The organism is Janthinobacterium leeuwenhoeki (genome assembly GCF_051380795.1).
Classification (GTDB): domain Bacteria; phylum Pseudomonadota; class Gammaproteobacteria; order Burkholderiales; family Burkholderiaceae_D; genus Janthinobacterium.
Genome location: NZ_JBNYXT010000012.1, coordinates 78,192 through 94,465, shown reverse-complemented (window position 1 = coordinate 94,465; position 16,274 = coordinate 78,192). Strand labels below are relative to the sequence as shown.

The 16,274-nt window shown below is 63.2% G+C and carries 14 protein-coding genes; 1 reads left to right on the top strand and 13 read right to left on the bottom strand.

All coding sequences use genetic code 11. From position 1 onward, the window contains the following. Nucleotides 1-68: 68 nt before the first annotated feature. A complete protein-coding gene (locus tag ACQ4WS_RS12400; RefSeq protein WP_436476612.1) occupies nucleotides 69-842 on the bottom strand; it encodes a helix-turn-helix transcriptional regulator in 774 nt (257 codons plus the stop codon). A 104-nt stretch (nucleotides 843-946) separates the two neighbouring features. Here ACQ4WS_RS12400 and ACQ4WS_RS12395 point away from each other — a divergent pair, with 104 nt between their 5' ends. After that, entirely contained in the window at nucleotides 947-1,714 is a 768-nt protein-coding gene (locus tag ACQ4WS_RS12395; protein ID WP_436476610.1) for a class I SAM-dependent methyltransferase, read from the top strand. Between the two features lie 36 nt (nucleotides 1,715-1,750). Here ACQ4WS_RS12395 and ACQ4WS_RS12390 read toward each other — a convergent pair whose 3' ends face one another. The 12 genes from ACQ4WS_RS12390 to ACQ4WS_RS12335 form a co-directional block, all read right to left on the bottom strand. Continuing rightward, complete coding sequence (locus ACQ4WS_RS12390) at nucleotides 1,751-2,257, bottom strand: peroxiredoxin (protein ID WP_436476608.1); 507 nt, start codon at nucleotides 2,255-2,257, stop codon at nucleotides 1,751-1,753. A 184-nt stretch (nucleotides 2,258-2,441) separates the two neighbouring features. Further along, nucleotides 2,442-3,650, bottom strand: coding sequence for a cell division protein FtsZ (gene ftsZ / locus ACQ4WS_RS12385; RefSeq protein ID WP_034784974.1), 1,209 nt, complete (start codon nucleotides 3,648-3,650; stop codon nucleotides 2,442-2,444). Nucleotides 3,651-3,804: 154 nt separating this feature from the next. Further along, a complete protein-coding gene (gene ftsA, locus ACQ4WS_RS12380) occupies nucleotides 3,805-5,037 on the bottom strand; it encodes a cell division protein FtsA (protein ID WP_010394955.1) in 1,233 nt (410 codons plus the stop codon). A 45-nt stretch (nucleotides 5,038-5,082) separates the two neighbouring features. Beyond that, nucleotides 5,083-5,901, bottom strand: a complete 819-nt coding sequence (locus tag ACQ4WS_RS12375; RefSeq protein ID WP_436476606.1) for a cell division protein FtsQ/DivIB — start codon at nucleotides 5,899-5,901, stop codon at nucleotides 5,083-5,085. Between the two features lies 1 nt (nucleotide 5,902). Then, nucleotides 5,903-6,871, bottom strand: coding sequence for a D-alanine--D-alanine ligase (locus tag ACQ4WS_RS12370; RefSeq protein ID WP_436476604.1), 969 nt, complete (start codon nucleotides 6,869-6,871; stop codon nucleotides 5,903-5,905). A 1-nt stretch (nucleotide 6,872) separates the two neighbouring features. Next, nucleotides 6,873-8,276 (bottom strand): UDP-N-acetylmuramate--L-alanine ligase, encoded by a 1,404-nt coding sequence (gene murC, locus ACQ4WS_RS12365; protein WP_436476602.1) that lies wholly within the window; start codon nucleotides 8,274-8,276, stop codon nucleotides 6,873-6,875. Nucleotides 8,277-8,286: 10 nt separating this feature from the next. Continuing rightward, complete coding sequence (gene murG, locus ACQ4WS_RS12360; protein ID WP_436476600.1) at nucleotides 8,287-9,381, bottom strand: undecaprenyldiphospho-muramoylpentapeptide beta-N-acetylglucosaminyltransferase; 1,095 nt, start codon at nucleotides 9,379-9,381, stop codon at nucleotides 8,287-8,289. Further along, nucleotides 9,378-10,589 carry a putative lipid II flippase FtsW gene (ftsW, locus tag ACQ4WS_RS12355; protein ID WP_436476598.1) on the bottom strand — a complete coding sequence of 404 codons (1,212 nt, stop codon included), beginning with the start codon at nucleotides 10,587-10,589 and terminating at the stop codon, nucleotides 9,378-9,380. The genes murG and ftsW overlap by 4 nt, the downstream gene beginning before the upstream one ends. Beyond that, nucleotides 10,589-12,145: a UDP-N-acetylmuramoyl-L-alanine--D-glutamate ligase gene (gene murD / locus ACQ4WS_RS12350; RefSeq protein ID WP_436476596.1), complete on the bottom strand. Its 1,557-nt coding sequence runs from the start codon at nucleotides 12,143-12,145 to the stop codon at nucleotides 10,589-10,591. The genes ftsW and murD overlap by 1 nt, the downstream gene beginning before the upstream one ends. Continuing rightward, entirely contained in the window at nucleotides 12,145-13,320 is a 1,176-nt protein-coding gene (mraY, locus tag ACQ4WS_RS12345) for a phospho-N-acetylmuramoyl-pentapeptide-transferase (protein WP_436476594.1), read from the bottom strand. Before mraY ends, murD begins: the two co-directional genes overlap by 1 nt. Nucleotides 13,321-13,322: 2 nt before the next feature. Then, complete coding sequence (locus ACQ4WS_RS12340; protein ID WP_436476671.1) at nucleotides 13,323-14,753, bottom strand: UDP-N-acetylmuramoyl-tripeptide--D-alanyl-D-alanine ligase; 1,431 nt, start codon at nucleotides 14,751-14,753, stop codon at nucleotides 13,323-13,325. A gap of 11 nt (nucleotides 14,754-14,764) precedes the next feature. Further along, on the bottom strand, nucleotides 14,765-16,273 hold the full coding sequence (locus tag ACQ4WS_RS12335) for a UDP-N-acetylmuramoyl-L-alanyl-D-glutamate--2,6-diaminopimelate ligase (RefSeq protein WP_436476593.1): 1,509 nt from the start codon (nucleotides 16,271-16,273) through the stop codon (nucleotides 14,765-14,767). Nucleotide 16,274: the final 1 nt, after the last annotated feature.

Genomic DNA, 16,274 nt, shown 5'->3' with positions numbered 1-16,274 from the left:
GGACAGCATGGTCTGGAAAGTCAGGGCCAGGCGGTCAGCCCGATTATAGCAAGCGCGGCCGTCTTACCTTATGACACCGGCAACAGCATCACCAGTTTCAGCTCATGCTGGCGCGCCAGGTGCAAGGTCACCTGATTGAACGCAAGCAGCCCCTTTTGCGCGTGCTGGAACTGACGCAAGCCGCCATCGCGGCCCTGCACCTGCTGCGCGCCCCACCACTGGCGAAATTCAACGCTGGCGCCGGCCAGCTCCGCGATCAGGCCGGCCAGCGGCGCCTGGTCCGCCTGGCGGCCGATATCGGCGCGAAACTCCGCCACCAGGCGCTGCGCCCGTTCGGGCCAGCCAATCACCAGGTCGCGCGCCCCCGCGTCCTGGAACATGAAGCGCAACTGGTTCGGTGCGGCCGCGTCGCCCTGCAGCCAGCCGGCAAACAGCGTGGACGCCGCCCCGTTCCACGCCACGGCGTTCCATTCCCGGTCCAGGATGTACGCGGGCGCGTCGATGGCGGCAACGATGGCGGCAAGCTCGGCGCTAGCAAGCCCGCCGCCCTCGCCTGTGCCATGGCTGGGGTCATGCTTGTCGGCCACCTCGAACAGATAGGCCCGCTCGGCCGCGCTCAGCTGCAACACTTGTGCCAGGCGGGCCAGCATCTTGGCCGACGCCGACACGGGCCGCCCCTGCTCCAGCCACGTCAGCCAGGTGGGGCTGACATCGCACAGCTGCGCCAGCTCTTCACGCCGCAAGCCCGGCGTGCGTCGCCGCCCGCCACCAGGCAAGCCGGCCATGGCGGGCGTGACGGCTTCGCGCCGGACACGGATAAATTCAGCGAGTTTATTTGACATGAGATGCCTGCATGGTAGTGGATATACCAGTATAAGTTATGGCCTTGTTACAGGATAATTTTATCCTTATTCTGCAGGAACTCACCCATCAACAGGAGAAAACCATGCAGCAGCACGATGTCGTTACCGAACAGTTTGGCAAGACGGCGAATGCCTACCTGAGCAGCGCAGTACACGCGCAAGGGGCCGACCTGGTGCTGATGCAGGAATGCGCGCGCCGCCATGGCAAGCCGGTGGTACTGGACCTGGGCTGCGGCGCCGGCCACGCCAGCTTCGCCGTCGCCCCCGTGGCGCAATCGGTGGTCGCCTATGACCTGGCGCAGCCCATGCTCGACGTGGTCGACTGCGCCAGGGTGCAGCGCGGCTTGCACAACATCCACACGCAGCAGGGCGACGTGGCCCGCCTGCCGTTTGCCGACGCCAGCTTCGACATGGTAGTCACGCGCTTTTCCGCCCACCACTGGAACGACGTGGCCGCGGCCCTGGCCGAAGCCTGGCGCGTGCTGCGCCCGAACGGCACCTTGCTGGTGATCGACATCGTTGCGCCCAAGACGGCCCTGTACGACAGCACCTTGCAGGCGGTGGAAATGCTGCGCGACGCATCCCACGTGCGCGACTACCGCAGCTGCGAATGGGGCGCGAAGTTCGACAACGCGGGATTCACGCACAGCTTGCGCAGCGTGTGGAAACTGACGATGCAGTTTGACGAATGGGTGGCGCGCATGCGCACGCCAGTAGAAAGAGTGGCGGCCATCCGCAATCTGTTCGATGGCGCGCCCGAGGAAGCGCGCCGATATTTCGCGCTGCAGGACGACTATTCGTTCAGCATCGATGCGGCCATGTTCGAGGCGACAAAGCCGCAGGTGCAATAAAAATGGGGTCGGACCCGAAGGGTCTGACCCCGACCATCAAGCCAGTTGGCCCAGCAGCGTCTCGGCATTCGACACTTCAAACTTGCCGCCCTGCTCGACGTTCAATTGCGTCACCACGCCATTGTCGACCAGCATCGAGTAACGCTGCGAGCGCGTGCCCATGCCGAACTTGCTAAAGTCGGCGTCCAGGCCCAGGGCCTTGCTGTAGGCGGCATTGCCGTCAGCCATCATGCGCACGACGCCGGTGGCTTTCTGATCGCGGCCCCAGGCACCCATCACGAACGCGTCGTTGACGGAGATGCACCAGATTTCATCGACGCCCGCAGCTTTCAGGTCGGCAGCGTGCTGCACGTAGCCTGGCACGTGCTGTGCGGAGCAGGTCGGGGTGTAGGCGCCTGGCAGGCCGAAGATGGCGATCTTCTTGCCCTTGACCAGGTCTTGCACGTTGAACGTGTTCGGGCCCAGTGCGCAGCCTTCGGTTTCGCTTTCGATGAATTCGGCCAGGGTGCCTTCTGGCAGGGTGTCGCCGATCTTGATGGTCATGTTGACTCCTTGTGTACTGTCGGTTGAGAATGCTGCCGGCATGATGCCGACACTGCGCAATAGTATGCCTGACTTGCCGTATTTGTGCAGAAAATGGCCGGAAATGCAAAGTCAAAAGTCAAAAACCGGGCAAAAAAAACGGCGACCCTCAGGCCGCCGTCATCGCTGCGTGCATCAAACCACCTTAGTCGGCTTGCTTGCGCAGGAATGCAGGAATGTCGTACGTTTCCATGCCATTCTTTTCCATCGCGCGCACTTGCTCGGAAGCCGATTCGCGGCGCCATACTGCCGGCGCCTTCATGCCGTCGAAACCGGCAGCAGGCGTGGCCACGCCAACCGTCGTCGTCGCCGCTTGCGCGCTACCCATGGCAGCCGATGGAGTCAGAGGGCTGTTGTGGGTGCCAGTGCGCAGTACTTGCTGCGGTACCAGCTGGATGTTTTTCTTCGCGCGGCCCAGGCCCGTGGCCACCACGGTAACTCGGATATCGTCGCCCATGGCGTCGTCGTAGGCGATACCTTGCGCGATCGACGCGTCCGGCGCGGCAAACGCGCGCACGGCAGCCATGACTTCCTTGATCTCTTTACCTTTCAAGCCACGGCTGGCCGTGACGTTGACCAGCACGCCGCGCGCACCAGACAGATCGATGCCATCCAACAGCGGCGAAGCGACAGCCTGTTCGGCGGCGATACGCGCGCGGTCGACGCCGGAAGCCGTCGCCGTGCCCATCATGGCCTTGCCCTGCTCTCCCATGATGGTTTTCACGTCGTTGAAGTCGACGTTGATATGGCCCGGCACGTTGATGATCTCGGCAATGCCGGCCACCGCGTTGTTGAGCACATCATCGGCGTGCTGCATCCATTCCAGCATGCTTTCATCTTCGTAGATCTCTTCCAGTTTTTCATTCAGGATGATGATCAGCGAATCGACGTGCAGGGACAGCTGCTCCAGGCCTTCGTCGGCGATGTCCATGCACTTCTGGCCTTCGTACGAAAATGGCTTGGAGACCACGGCCACCGTCAGCGCGCCCAGTTCCTTGGCCACTTCGGCCACGATAGGAGCGGCGCCCGTGCCCGTGCCGCCGCCCATGCCGGCAGCGATGAAGACCATGTGCGCGCCGCGCAGCGAATCGGCGATGCGCGCGCGCGATTCTTCCGCCAACTGGCGGCCAACGGCAGGCTTCATGCCGGCGCCCAGACCGGTATCACCGATCTGGATGATGTTGTGGGCCTTCGATGTCGACAGGGCCTGTGCGTCGGTGTTGGCGGCAATGAACTCCACACCCGACATGCCTTTGTTGATCATGTGTTGGACTGCATTGCCACCCGCACCGCCGACGCCGACGACCTTGATGACGGTACCTAAAGCTGTGTTATCGACCATATCGAACTCCATGATGTGCTCCTATCAGATGCGGTTTCCAAGCGCCAGGCCTCATATTGGTAGGAGAACTGGAGATTGAAAACTGCGGTTAAATATAAAATAAAGTTATGTGTGTGTACCTGCGATGCTGCCAAAAAACCTGTACTGCCGGGCGAAAATCATGCCCTTAAAAATTCCCTAAAAACCATTCCTTCATGCGCTGCCAGACTGCCTTCACCGAGCCGTCCTGACGCGTCACGATGTGGCCGCGCAGGTATTGCTTCTTCGCTTCCAGCAGCAGACCAAGCACCGTGGCATAGCGCGGACTGCGCACCACGTCGGCCAGCTGGCCCCGATACTCGGGCGTGCCAAGGCGCGCCGGTTTCAGGAAAATATCTTCCGCCATTTCCACCATGCCGGGCATGATGGAAGTGCCGCCCGTGAGCACGATACCCGACGACAGCACGCCTTCGTAACCGGATTCGCGCACCACCTGGTGCACCATCGCGAATAGCTCTTCGACGCGCGGCTCGATCACGGCCGCCAGCGCCTGGCGCGACAGGTTGCGCGGGCCGCGGTCGCCCAGTCCAGGCACTTCCAGCGATTCGCCAGGATCGGCCAGGACCTGCTTGGCCACGCCATAGCGGATCTTGATTTCTTCCGCTTCCGCGGTCGGGGTACGCAAGGCCATGGCGATGTCGTTGGTGATCTGGTCGCCGGCGATGGGAATGACTGCCGTATGGCGGATCGCGCCATCGGAAAATACCGCCACATCGGTCGTGCCGCCGCCGATGTCGATCAGCACCACGCCCAGTTCCTTCTCGTCAGGAGTAAGCACCGCATCGGCCGAGGCCATCGGCTGCAGGATCAGGTCCGACACTTCCAGGCCGCAGCGGCGCACGCACTTGACGATGTTCTGCACTGCCGACACGGCACCGGTGACGATATGCACCTTCACCTCCAGGCGGATGCCGCTCATGCCGATAGGCTCGCGCACATCTTCCTGGCTGTCGACGATGAACTCTTGCGGCACCGTGTGCAGCAATTGCTGATCGGTCGGAATGTTAACCGCTTTTGCCGTCTCGATGACGCGCGCCACGTCGGTCGCCGTCACTTCCTTGTCCTTGATGGCCACCATGCCGCTGGAATTGAAGCTGCGGATATGGCTGCCCGCAATGCCCGCGTAGACATTGCGGATCTTGCAGTCGGCCATCAGCTCGGCCTCTTCCAGCGCGCGCTGGATGGACTCCACCGTGGCCTCGATATTGACCACCACGCCCTTTTTCAGGCCCTTCGATTCGTGCTGGCCCAGCCCGATCACTTCGTGGCGCCCGTCGGACATCACTTCGGCTACCACCGCCACCACTTTCGAGGTGCCGATGTCGAGGCCGACGATCAGGTTTTTCGCGTCTTTTGTCATTTCTGTCGCCTAGTTTTTTGGGCTATTGTTAAATTGAGTATTCGGTTAAGTCGGTTTTTTAATCGGACTGCCATTTTTCTTCCTGATCGCTGGCGCCGGCCTGCCATCCTTGCCTTCGGCCGGTATCACCAGGCCGACGGAACTGAGTGCCAAGCCATTCTGGTAGCGCATATCGATCGTGTCGATATTTTCCAGCCGGCTCGCCAGCTGCGGGTAAATGCCCACCAGCCGGTCAACCCGCGCCTTCAGGGTCGTATGATTCTGCTCGCGCCCCAGCGCCACGCTCATGCCATTATTCAGTTTCACGGTCCACGCGTAACGACTAGACAGCGACAGGGTTTCCGGCACCATCTTCAGCGGCGCAAACCACTTTGCCAGCTGCAGGTAAGTGGCCAGCACTTCCTTTTCACTGCCATCCGGGCCGGCAAACGCAGGCAATTCATGGTCGTCCTCGGCTTCGGCCACATTGGCCGTAAACACATCGCCCTTGACCGACAGCAGGCGTCCATCCTCGCCCCATGTACCCAGTGCTTCGTGTTCTTCCAGCGCCACGATCAGCTGGTTGGGCCACTCGCGCCGCACGCTGGCACGGCGCACCCAGGGCACTGATTCGAACACCCCGCGCACGCTTTCCAGATTGGTCGTGAAGAAATTGCCCTTGATGCGGCCCAGAGTGCCGCTGCGCAGGGTCAGGTAATTCACATGGCGCAGCCCCTTGTCGTCCGCGCTTTCCACCTTGATCGTGCGCAGGTCGAACATGGGACGCTGCGACACCCACCAGACGCCGGCGGCCACGCACACGACAAGAACCGCGGCCAGCAAGCCGTTGGCAGTCGTATTGAGGCTTTTAGCGTCATGCCACATATCAGCGCTGTCCCTTGTGCATTTTCAAGCTTGCGCCGGCGACGATTTCCAGGCACAGGTCTTCATAGCTGGTGCCTTCCGCGCGCGCCGCCATCGGCACGAGCGAATGTCCCGTCATGCCGGGCGAGGTATTCACCTCCAGCAGGAACAGCTTGCTGTCGGCCGCGCGCATCAGCACATCCACTCGTCCCCAGCCTTCGCAGCCGAGCGCACGGTAGGCTGCCAGGGCGATGCGTTCCATTTCGGCCACGATCGCCGGGTCCAGCTGCGGCGGGCAGAAGTACTTGGTGTCGTCCGTGAAGTACTTGTTCTGATAGTCGTAATTACCTTGCGGGGCGACGATTTCAATCGGCGGCAGCGCGCGTGCCGTGGCGCCCTTGCCCAGGATGGCGACGGTGAACTCGCGGCCCGTGATGAATTCTTCGGCCAGCACCGAATCATCGAGGCCGGCGGCGATGTCGTAGGCCGCCTGGAAGGCTGATGCTTCGTTGACCGTCGTGATGCCAATGCTCGAACCTTCATGCGGCGGCTTGACGATCAGCGGCAAGCCCAGTTCCGCTGCCACCTTGGCCAGGTCGGAGCTATCGTCCAGCACCGCGTACTTTGGCGTCGGCAGCTGGTGCATCAGCCAGATCATCTTGGTGTAAACCTTGTCCATGCCCACCGAGCAAGCCATCACGCCGCTGCCCGTATACGGGATACCCAGTTGCTCCAGCGCGCCCTGCAGGCTGCCGTCTTCGCCGAAACGGCCGTGCAGCGCGATGAAGACGCGGTCAAATTGTTCAGCGGCCAGTTCGGCCAGGCTGCGTTCGCCCGTATCGAAACCATGCGCATCCACGCCATGGCTTTTCAGAGCGGCCAGCACGCCCGCGCCGGACATCAGCGACACTTCGCGCTCGGCCGAGCGGCCGCCGAACAGGACGCCGACTTTGCCCAATTGTTTAACGTCGATAGCTGAAGCTTGGTTCACGTCAGTCCTTTACAGTGTGAGATTGATACGTTGTCAGTTGTTGCGGGATGCCGCTGATGGAGCCCGCGCCCATGGTCAGCACGACGTCGCCGTCGCGCGCCACGCTCATGATGGTGTCGGCCATGTCCGTCATGAACTCGACGAAAATAGGTTCGATCTTGCCGCGCGCGCGCAGCGCATGCGCCAGGGCGCGGCCGTCGGCGGCGACGATAGGCGCTTCGCCCGCCGAATACACTTCAGACAGCAGCAGCACATCGGGCGCGCCCAGCACCTTGACGAAATCTTCGAACAGGTCGCGCGTGCGACTGTAGCGGTGCGGCTGGAACGCCAGCACCAGGCGGCGGCCAGGATACGCGGCGCGTGCGGCGGCCAGGGTCACTTCCGTTTCCACCGGATGGTGGCCGAAATCGTCGACCAGAGCGAAGCTGCCGCCGTTCGGTAGCGCCACGTCGCCATAGCGCGTGAAGCGCCGGCCCACGCCGGAAAACTCGGCCAGGCCCTGTTGCGTGGCGCTGTCGGCGATGCCGATTTCGCGCGCGATGGCGATCGCCGAGCAGGCATTTTGCACATTGTGCATGCCGGGCTGGTTCAGCACCACGTCGAGATCAGGATAGCCTTCCTGCAGCACCGTGAAATGCATTTCCAGTCCCACGGCGCGCGCGTTGATGGCGCGCACTTCGGCGTCTTCCGCGAAACCATAAGTGGTGACCGGTTTGGTGACGAAAGGGATGATGGCGCGCACGTGCGGATCGTCGATGCACAGCATGGCGCGGCCATAGAAGGGCAGACGGTGCGTGAACTGCACGAAGGCCTGCTTGAGCTTTTCGAAATCGTGCTCGTAGGTGTCCATGTGATCGGCGTCGATATTCGTGATCACTTCGATCATCGGCGTCAGATTCAGGAACGAGGCATCCGACTCATCGGCTTCGGCCACCAGGTAGTCGCCCGAACCGAGCTTGGCGTTCGCGCCCGCGCTGGTCAGGCGTCCACCGATCACAAAAGTAGGATCCAGGCCGCCCTGCGCCAGCACGGAAGCGACCAGGCTGGTGGTCGTCGTCTTGCCGTGCGTGCCGGCGATGGCGATACCACGCTTCAGGCGCATCAACTCGCCGAGCATCACGGCGCGCGGCACCAGCGGGATCTTGCGCGCACGCGCGGCCGCCACTTCCGGATTGTCTTGCGGGACGGCGCCCGAGGTCACCACCGCATCGGCGTCGCCGATGTTCTCGGCCGCGTGGCCCAGCATGACGGTCGCACCAAGGCTCGCCAGGCGCTGCGTCGCCGCATTGCTGCCCAGATCGGAGCCCGACACCTTGTAGCCCAGGTTGACCAGCACTTCGGCGATGCCGCTCATGCCGCTGCCGCCAATGCCGACAAAGTGGATATTGTTTACTTTATGCTTCACAGAGCTAACCTCATGCCAATTTTTCCAATACGTGTGCGATCGCCTCATTGGCGTCGCGCTTGCCTGCTGCCAGTGCCGCTTGCGCCATCTGCTGGCAGCTGTCTCGCGTCAAGGACGCCAGCAGGGTGCTCAGCGACGCCGCACTCATTTCCGTCTGCGGCAGATGAATCGCCGCGCCCTGCTTCGCCATCCATTGCGCGTTGTCGCGCTGGTGGCTGGTGGTTGACGCCACCAGCGGCACCAGCACGCTGGCCACGCCGGCCGCCGTCAATTCCGACAGGGTGATCGCGCCTGCGCGGCAAATCACCAGGTCGGCCTCGGTATACGCCCTGGCCATATCATCGATGAAATCGACCACATTGGCTTGCACGCCCGCCTGCGCATACGCGGCATGCAGGGCGTCGATATTTTTCTTGCCCGACTGGTGCGTCACCAGCGGGCGTTCGCTCTCCGGCATCAGAGCCAGCGCGGCAGGCAGATTGTCGTTCAGCGCTTTCGCGCCCAGGCTGCCGCCCACCACCAGGATGCGCAGCGGCCCGCTGCGGTCCGCGAAACGGGGCGCCGGCGGCGCCATGGCGAGGATCTCGGCGCGCACGGGATTGCCCGTGACGACGGCCTTGCCGGCGGCGCTGCCGAAATCGGCGGGAAAGCCGAAACACACTTGCTGCGCCAGCGGCACCAGGGTCTTGTTCGACAACAGCAGCGCCGCGTCGGCATTGACCAGCACCAGCGGCACGCCCTTCAGGCGCGCCATCAGGCCGCCCGGCACGGTGACGTAACCGCCCATGCCCATCACCACGTCCGGCTTGCGGCTGGCGATGAAGCGGCGGATGGCAAAAAAGCTGGCCAGCATCCTGAAGCCGCCCTGGATGGTGTGCGCCAGGCCTTTGCCGCGCATGCCGGAAAATTCGATTGCGTCCATGGGAATGCCGCTTTTCGGCACCAGTTCCTGCTCCATGCCGTGGGTCGTGCCCAGCCAGCTCACTTCCCAGCCGCGCGCGCGCATCGTCTGCGCAATCGCCAGGCCCGGGAAAATATGGCCGCCGGTGCCGGCCGCCATGATCATCAGTCTTTTCGTCGTTTTCAAGTTCGTCACGTTGTTCATAGCCGGCCTCCCCGCATCAGGATCCGGTTTTCGTAATCGATGCGCAGCAAAATCGCCAGGCCGATACAGTTAATCAGTACGCCCGTGCCGCCATAACTCATCAAAGGCAAGGTCAGGCCCTTGGTCGGCAGCAGGCCCAGGTTCACGCCCATGTTGATGAAGGTCTGCACGCCGATCCAGATGGCGATGCCTTTCGCGGTCAGGCCGGCAAAGGTCTGGTCGATGGCGATTGCCTGGCGGCCGATGTCGAACGCCCGCTTGATAATCCAGTAGAACATGCCGATCACGATCAGCACGCCCACCAGGCCCAGTTCCTCGCCGATCACGGCCAGCAAAAAGTCCGTATGCGCTTCGGGCAGGTAATGCAGTTTTTCCACGCTGCCGCCCAGGCCCACGCCAAACAGTTCGCCGCGCCCGAAGGCAATCAGCGAGTGCGTCAGCTGGTAAGCCTTGTTCAGCGCATTGTCTTCCTGCCAAGGATCGAGATACGCAAAAAACCGCTCGCGGCGGAATTTCGACAAGGCGATGATGGTGACGAAGATCGCCGTCAGCATGGCGCCGATGCCGCCGAACCAGATGGCGTTGACGCCGCCCAGAAACAGAATGCCCATGGCGATGCAGACGATCACGCCGAAAGCACCGAGATCGGGTTCCATCAGCAGCAGCAGACCGACGAAGCTGACGGCCAGCGCCATCGGCATGAAGCCCTTGGTCAGCTTGTGCATGTATTCCTGCTTGCGCACCGTGTAGTCGGCCGCGTACAGCACCATTACCACCTTCATCAGCTCGGACGGCTGCGGCCGCAGGCCCGGCAGGTTCAGCCAGCGGCGCCCGCCATTGACCGACACGCCCAGGCCCGGTATCAGCACCATCACCAGCAGCACCAGGGTGCCGATGAACAGCCACGGCGCGATCTTTTGCCAGGTGGCGACAGGGATGCGAAACACCAGCGCGGCGACGATGATCGACACGCCGATGAACATCGCCTGGCGCACGACAAAGTAATTGTTCGTGTAGGCGGCAAACTTGCGCGCGTCCGACAGCGAAATCGACGCCGAGTACACCATCACCATGCCCAGCAACATGAGCAGCAGAACCACCCACACCAGCGGCTTGTCATAGTCCATCATCTTCGACTGCCGCGCACGGCTATCCAGCGGCTTGGCAGCCGAGCCGGAACCAAAGCTGAAGGGCAGTTGGAAGGCCATCAGATATCCTGTCCGTTTTCCAGGGCGATGTCGCGCACGGCGTCGACAAACACCTGCGCGCGGTGCGCATAGTTCTTGAACATGTCCAGGCTTGCGCAGGCGGGCGACAGCAGCACGGCATCGCCGGCCAGCGCCAGGCTGCTGGCGCGCTTGACCGCTTCCGGCAAGGTGGCGCAGTCGACGATGTCCACGCCGGCCGGTTCGAGCGCCGCGCGCAAGGCCGGCGCATCGCGGCCGATCAGCACCACGGCGCGCACATAGCGCGACACGGGTTCAGCCAGCGGCGAGAAATCCTGCCCCTTGCCGTCGCCGCCGGCGATCAGCACCAGGCGCTGCTGCGCGCCGCCAAACGCCTTGCCCAGGCCGAACAGGGCCGCCACTGTCGCGCCCACATTCGTGCCCTTGCTGTCGTCGTAGTATTCGACTTCATTCACGGCCGTGATCAGCTCCACCCGGTGCGGCTCGCCCTGGTATTCGCGCAAGCCATGCAGCAGCGGCGCGAATGGCAGGCCGATGGCGCGGCACAGGGCCAGCGCCGCCAGCGCATTCGAGGCATTGTGCTGGCCACGGATTTTCAGCGCATCGGCCGGCATCAGTTTCTTGGCCATCGTCGGCACCGGTTCCGGCGCCGGATCGTTCTTCTTGCGTTTTTTCTCGATCACTTCTTCGCTGGGCACGGCTTGCGCCAGCCAGAAGATGCCCCGTTCATTGACCAGGCCAAAGCTGTCCACGTCAAGCGGCTCGCTCGTGCCAAAGGTGATGGTTTCGGTCAGCGGATCGGCCATGTGCATCACGGCGGCATCGTCGCGGTTCAGGATGCGCACGGTCTGGTCGCCGAAGATGCGCGCCTTGTCGCTCGCATAGGAGGCCATGTCGCCATGCCAGTCCAGGTGGTCCTGCGACAGATTCAGGACCGTGGCCGCATCGGCCTGCAGGCTGAAGGTTGTGTGCAACTGGAAGCTGGACAACTCCAAAATCCACGCCTGGGGCAAAGTGCTGGCGACGGGTTCGGCCACTTCAGCTTCCGCATCCACCGGCTGCGGCGCAGGCTCGGCATCGAGCACTTCGCGCAGCACATCCAGCGCGGCCGGGCTGATATTGCCGGCCACGCGCGTGGCCAGGCCCGCGCGTTCACACAGCAAGCCTACCAGGCTGGTCACCGTCGTCTTGCCATTCGTTCCCGTGATGGCGATGACTTTCGGCGCATAGCCGCGTTCCGCCTTGAGCGCGGCCAGCGCCTGCGCGAACAGTTCGATCTCGCCCCACACGGGGATATTTTTTTCCAAAGCGGCCGGTGCGATTCCAGCCAGTTCGCGCTGCGGCGCCAGGCCGGGACTGACGGCGACGAAGTCGACGCCGTCGAGCAATTCGGCCGTGAAGGCGCCGGCGATGAACTGCGCCTGTGGCACAGCGGCCTGCAACGCGGCCAGGCGCTCCGGGGTTTCCCTTGTATCTGCCACGCGCACGCAGGCACCGCTGCGGGCCAGCCACAGGGCCATGGCCAGCCCCGATTCGCCGAGGCCCAGTACCAGTGCTGTTTTAGCGTCGTACATCATCAGCGCAGCTTCAAGGTGGTCAGGCCGAGCAACACCAGCATCATGGTGATGATCCAGAAACGCACGACAACCTGCGTCTCTTTCCAGCCTTTTTGTTCAAAATGGTGATGCAATGGCGCCATCAAGAAAACGCGGCGGCCCACGCCATAGCGCTTCTTCGTATACTTGAACCAGACGACCTGGATGATCACGGACAGCGTTTCGACGACGAAGATGCCGCCCATGATGAACAGGACGATTTCCTGGCGCACGATGACGGCGACGGTGCCCAGTGCGCCGCCCAGTGCCAGCGCGCCCACATCACCCATGAACACTTTCGCGGGGTGCGTGTTATACCAGAGGAAGGCCAGGCCGGAACCGGCCAGCGCGCCACAGAAGATCACCAGCTCGCCGGCGCCCGGGATGTGCGGGATGAACAGGTAGCGCGCGTACGTGGCGTTACCGGTCAGATAAGCGAACAGGCCCAGGGCCGTGCCCACCATCACGGTCGGCATGATGGCCAGGCCATCCAGACCGTCCGTGAAATTGACGGCGTTGCTGGTGCCAACGATGACGCAATAGGTCAGCGCGATGAAGCCCCACACGCCCAGCGGGTAGCTGATGGTCTTGAAGAACGGGACGATCAGGTCGGCCTTCGGCGGCAAGTCCATGGCGAAGCCCGATTGCACCCAGGCGTAGATCAGATTCCACACCTGGCCCGCATCCGGTTCCGACACAGAGACGGAAAACGCCAGGTAAAACGCGGCGGCGATGCCGATCAGCGACTGCCAGAAATATTTTTCGCGCGAGCGCATGCCTTCCGGGTCCTGGTGCACCACCTTGCGGTAGTCATCGGCCCAGCCGACGGCGCCAAAGCCCAGCGTGACGATCAATACGGGCCAGATGAAGCGGTTCGACAGGTCGGCCCACAGCAAGGTGGAAATGCCGATGGCGATGAGGATCAGCACACCGCCCATGGTCGGGGTGCCGTGTTTTTTCAGATGCGTTTGCGGACCGTCCGTACGCACGGCCTGGCCGACCTTCATGCGCGTGAGCATGCGGATCACGGCGGGACCGGCGCACAGACCGATCAAAATCGCCGTCAGGGTGGCGAAGACGGCGCGGAATGTGATGAAGTTAAAGACCCGCAGTGGGCCAATGTCGTCCTGGAAATAATGAGCGAGCCAGAGCAGCATGATTAGTGAGCTTCCTTGTTATTGTTGTTTGAACCAATCAAATGCTGCACGGCCCGTTCCATCTTCATGAAGCGGGAGCCCTTGATTAATACTGTTGCATCCGAACGGCCGGACAAATGCGCATCAAGCGCCGCCAGCAAACCGTCGAACTGTTCGAAATACTCCACGACCGTGCCTGATTCCTGGCTCGCGGCAGCCTGCGCCGCATTCACCAGATGGCGCGCCAGGCCGCCCGTCGCCAGCACGTGTTCGATGCCTTTGGCGGCGGCGTAGGCGCCGATCTCTTCGTGGAACTGCTGCCCCTGCGTGCCGACTTCGCCCATCTCGCCCAGCACCAGGATGCGCGGTGCCGCGGCCTGCGCCAGCACATCGATGGCCGCGCGCGCCGAATCCGGATTGGCGTTATACGTGTCGTCGATGATGGTGGCGCCATTGGCGGCACGTTTTTTCTGCAGGCGGCCATTCACGGGAGAAAACGCCTCCAGGCCCTGCTGGATATGTTCAATGGCAATGCCGGCGCCAATCGCGCATGCCACGGCCGCCAGCGCATTGCGCACATTGTGGTCGCCCGCCGCCTGCAAGCCGACGAAGAACTGGCGCAAGCTGCCGTCCAGTGCGCGCACGCTGACGAACAGGTCGCTGCCAAAATCCTCGGCCGCGCGGTGCGTGCAACTCACATCCGCCTCTTTCGACAGGCCAAACGTGATGACGGTGCGTGCACCGGCCAGTTCGCGCCACACGGGCGTGAATTCATCGCCATGCGGGAAGACGGCCACGCCGTCGGCGGCCAATGCCGCCAGCGCGGCGCCGTTTTCGCGCGCCACCGCTACCACCGTGTGCATGAACTCCTGGTGCTCGCGCTGCGCATTGTTGACCATCGCCAGCGTCGGCGCGGCGATTGCCGCCAGGCGGGCGATTTCGCCCGGATGGTTCATGCCCATCTCGATCACGGCCGCCTTGTGCTGCTCGCTCAGACGGAACAGGGTCAATGGCACGCCGATCTCATTATTCAGATTGCCGCGCGTGGCCAGGCGAGCTTCTTCGCCAAAGGCCGTCGCCAGGATGGACGAAATCATCTCCTTGACGGTGGTCTTGCCATTGCTGCCGGTGACGCCGATGACGGGCAGGTTGAAACGACCGCGCCAGTCATTGGCGATGCGGCCCAGCGCGACCAGGGTATCGGCCACCACGATGGCGGGCACCTTGCTGCTATCCCAGCCTGCAGGCAGGCGCTCGACCACCACGGCGGCGACGCCGCGCGCAGCTACCTGATCGAGGAAATCGTGGGCGTCGAAATTCGCGCCGCGCAAGGCGACGAAGAGCGAACCGGCTTGGGCATTGCGGCTGTCGGTGGATACGCCGTCAAAAACGGCATTGCCCGTCAGTTGCGCGCCATCCAGCGCTGGCATCAGTTCTGTCAGGGTCGCATGCATGAGGCTATCCATCAGTTCGTCCTCATCATCGTCAGGCGCGCGGACAGGGCCAGCTGCGCATGGTCGGCATCGGAGAACGGCAGTTTCTTGCCCTTGATTTCCTGGTACGGTTCATGGCCCTTGCCCGCCAACAGGATCACGTCCGGCTTGGCGGCATGCTTGACGGCTGACAAAATGGCACCGGCACGGTCTTCGATGGCCTGCGGCTGCGGACCGTCGGCACGCATGCCGGCGACGATCTGCGCGATGATGGCGTGCGGATCTTCGCTGCGCGGATTGTCGCTGGTGACCAGCACGTGATCGGCCAGTTGCGCGATGGCGCCCATCTGCGGACGCTTGCCCGGATCGCGGTCGCCGCCGCAGCCGAACACGCACCACAACTGTCCGCCCCGCTCCTGCGCCACCTGGCGCAAGGCGGCCAGGGTTTTTTCCAGTGCGTCCGGCGTATGCGCGTAATCGATGACGACCATCGGCGCTTCCTGGCCGCCCACCTGCTGCATGCGGCCGGGGGCCGGCTGCAGGGATTCGATGCCGTCGATGGCCGCGCGCAGGCCGGTGCCGTGCGCCAGCAAGGCGCCCAGCACGGCCAGCGCATTGCTGATATTGAAGTGGCCCACCAGTTGCGTCTTGACCAGTGCCACACCCAGCGCGCATTCCAGGTGGAAGTCGGTACCGGCATGGCGGCTGCGGAACTGGCTGGCGCGCAGCATCAGCACACCCGGCAGATCGGGCAGAGTTGCCGCATCCTGCAGGGTGTAGCCGATGACAGGATACTCACCCGCCAGCTTGCCTTCCACATGGCGCGCCAGGCGCAAGCCCATGGCGTCATCCAGGTTGATGACGGCCGTTTTCAGGCCGGGCCAGTCGAACAGCTTGACCTTGGCCGCCTCGTAGGCCGCCATGTCGCCATGGTAGTCGAGGTGGTCGCGCGTCAAATTGGTAAACATGGCCACGTCGAAATGCATGCCGGCCGCGCGGTCCTGGTCCAGGCCGATCGACGACACTTCGATGGCGACGGCCTTGGCGCCGGCGTCACGCATGGCAGCGAGTTTGCGCGCCAGCAGCACGGCGTCCGGCGTGGTATAGCCGGTGACGTCGAATTCGATGGCGCCGCGCGGCTTGCACAAGCCTACGCCCAAAGTCCCAATGACGGACGAGGTGTCACCTAGGCGCGCCAATGCCTGCGCCAGCCATAGCGCGCAGGAGGTTTTGCCATTCGTGCCCGTCACGCCAGCGCTGAACATGGCGCTGTCGGGCATGTCGTAGAAAGCATGCGCCACGGGGCCGGCCAGGCGTTTCAGGTCGCTGACCAGCAGGTGCGGCACGCTCCATGCGGCGTTCCATTCGACGGCATCATGCACGATGGCGGCGGCGCCCTGCTCAATGGCGGCGGCGATGAAATGCGTGGCGCCCGCGTAGGCGAAAAACACGTCGCCGCGCTGCACGCGGCGCGAATCGGACGTCAGCTGCCCGGACGGGGCAGCCGTTTTGATCCACAAACTGATGTCTTGTATGGTCATG